General features: G+C 65.6%; 1 protein-coding gene. It reads right to left on the reverse strand.

Annotated elements, in window-relative coordinates:
• Positions 1 to 66: 66 nt before the first annotated feature.
• Entirely contained in the window at positions 67 to 2,457 is a 2,391-nt protein-coding gene (locus tag OG306_RS40850; RefSeq protein ID WP_327258280.1) for a DEAD/DEAH box helicase, read from the reverse strand.
• Positions 2,458 to 3,011 lie beyond the last annotated feature (554 nt).

Below are 3,011 nucleotides of genomic sequence, written 5' to 3' on the forward strand. Positions count from 1 at the left end.
GATGGCATACCCCGCACCCTTTACTCGAGACCCAACAAAAACTTATCCACCAACTTACCCCTCTCCTTAACCTTCGGCCGCCCATTCCAGTCCCAGCGCGGCGAGCGCCTGGAGTTTGTCGGCGGTGAGCTTGGCGCGGCGGGTTTTCTGGTTCATGGTCCAGACTCCGAGCTTGACCTCTGTGCCGTCCTCTAGCCGCTCTACGTGTCCCCGTGGGACGGTCACGGAGCCCTCCCGGGTCTTGTACTGAGCGAGGGCTGCGACGCCCTTCTCGAAGGCGCCCATGGGCGTGGTGGGCGGCTTTGTGGGCGTTTCCAGTTCCGGGGCGGGCGGTGTGATGCCGAGCTGCTCGAGGCGTTCGCGTTGCCCGGCCACCAGGGCCTGCCAGACCTTCGGCGTCCGCTGCTTGGCCAACCACTTCCCGATGTCCATGCCGTGGACCGTGAACCCGGGCAGGACCTCCGCCTGGCCCTCTTCGTCGCGTACGAGCTCGCGCAGTGCGGCGTAATGGCGTTGCCACTCCGCCGGCCACACCGGGTTCCAGTCCTCGTCCACGGCTTCCAGTGCCGTCTTCCAGTCGGGGTGTCCGTCCAGCGCACCGGGCCGTCGCAAATTCGAAAGCCACTGTCCCACCGGCCGGTCCAGCATGGTCGCCGACCTCGGTGCGCAGAGTGTCCAGTGCTGGTCGTAGTAGGCCTTGGCGGCTTCGAGGTTTTCCTGGAAGCGTTCATCGGCCGGTGACCAGACCATGCCGAGTTGTTCGAGTCGCCTCGCGCGTTGGCCGGTCATCTGTCCGGCTGCGTAGGCGCGCCGTTGTTCCGCGACCCATTGGCCAAGTGGTGTCGCGCCTTCGCGGTGTCCGTAGGGCACGCGGGCGTTCCCGACCCGTTCGACGTACGTCTTCAGCTTCGCCCAGCCGCGGGCCCAGTCCTGGCGTTCGGTGTCGATCACGTTGAAGGAGACCCAGTCCGCGACCATCACCGGATCCCTGGGGGCGGCGAAACGGAGCAGCAACCGTGATTCTTCCTCGCCTTCCTCGGGCGCAGAGCCGATGTTCACGGACGGTTGCGCGACGTCCTTCTGCGGCTCCTGGGGAATCGCCAGCAATTCCACGGCCTCTTCATCATGAGCGCGCAGCCCTTCCAGGACTTTCACCAGGGGCCGGTAGGACCCGGAGGTGAACATGTCCTCGGGCTGCTCTCCCGGCTGGAGGAATACCGGCACGATCAGGGAGGCGAGCTTGCCCTGTCCGGGCTTCTGGCGGAGCGCCCGGCCGATGGCCTGGACGATGTCGTGCGGCGCTCCCTTCGGGTCCAACAGGGCCACGGAGTCCACCGCGCGGATGTCGACGCCCTCGCCCAGGACCCGGCAGTTGGAGAGCACGGCCCGCTGCGCCGTGGACCCGAACGAGCCCAGGACTTCTTGCCGGCGTTCGGGGACGTGCTCGCCGCACAGCCAGTTGGCCCAGATCCGCTTCGGGTACGTCTCGGGCTGGTCGGCGTGCAGCTTCGCCGCGACGCGCTCCAGGCCTTCCGCGTACGCCTGCGCCTCGATGGTCCGGTGGTGGAAGGTGATGCACGTCGACAGGTCGTGCTGCGCCATCGTGTGCAGCAACGCGGCCTGCAAGGCCCCGAGCCGCTGACCGCGCATCTCCTCGCTGTGCCGCTCCTCGCCCATCAGCCGCTCCGGGGTGACGACGGGGTCCTGGAGCTCCAGAACGATGATCTGGTACCGCGCCAACAGGCCCCGGGAGACGGCAGATGCGAGCGAGAGTTTGTAGAGGACGGGCCCGAAGACTTTCTCGTCGTCCATGGAAGCTGCCATCTCACGCGGCAGCGGGTCACGCACTCCCTCGGCGACCTCGCGGTTGAGCCGCTCTTCCCAGATCCGCGGTGTGGCCGTCAGGTACAGCCGACGGTGGGCAGGGATGACGGTCTGGTCGTGGATGTCCGCCCATGCCTTACCCATCGAGCCACTTGTCCTGTGGGCCTCATCAACCACCGCGAGGTCTACTGGATCAAGCTTCTGACCGTAGACACCCTCGAAAGCCTCCGCCAGAACACCCAGAGACGCGTAGGTGGCGTAGATGGTGACCGGCCCCTGCCCGTGCCACAGCGCCAACTGGATCGGGTTCGTCGTGGAGCGCACCTTCAACGACCACAGCCCCGGATCGTCCTGAAGCGAACACACCGCAACCGCCGGCCCCTTGTGCCCGGCCTCGTGCCACGCCCTCACCGTCTGCGCCAGCAGATCCAGTGTCGGCACCAGCACGAGCACACGCCCCCTGGGCACAAGCCGCTTCGCCGACGCGGCAGCCATGATGGTCTTCCCCGTGCCACACGCGGCGTGCACCTGCCCACGAAGACCATTCCAGGGAATACCACCCGGCGGAACATCAAGACCGCGCACAATGGCGGCAACGGCCTCGATCTGGTGATCACGCAGCTTCACGGCCATGCCCCGTGTTCTCCTTTTCGCGGAATGCGGCGCGTAATAACAAATGGAATCCAGGGCGCAAGGTGCGCGGTGGTAGGGGTGTAGCATCTGGTCCCAGACTCTACACAGTAACAACTTGTGATGCATCACCCGTACGCCAATTTCGCACCCAAGGGTGACACAGTGACTCAATCTCACCCACGAACGCTGGTTTCCCTGTATGCTGGCAGGGCATTGATGAACATGTTGGGACAGGCTAGACAGTGGGGGAGGGGTTCAGGGTGGAGCGCAGCGGAACCCGTCGCTACCGTGAGGCCGGCACTCTGTCAGGCCGACGGTCCGTCACATCCGTTGCAGAGGTGGTAGCTGGGGATCCCAAGCCCTACACAGACCCGCGCGTGATGCACCCATCCCTTGTTGCCAGCCTCAGGAATTCCGCTTGCGGGATTCCGTCAATTCGCGCTTGCGCGAATTGACACGCACTCAGAATTCCGCAAGCGGAATTCGATTCCCGCGCTTGCGCGGGAATCTGGCGGAGCGTCAGCGGAGCCGTTCCCTATGCAGCGCGCCAGCGC

The sequence above is a fragment of the Streptomyces sp. NBC_01241 genome (assembly GCF_041435435.1).
In the GTDB taxonomy this organism is placed as follows: Bacteria; Actinomycetota; Actinomycetes; order Streptomycetales; family Streptomycetaceae; genus Streptomyces.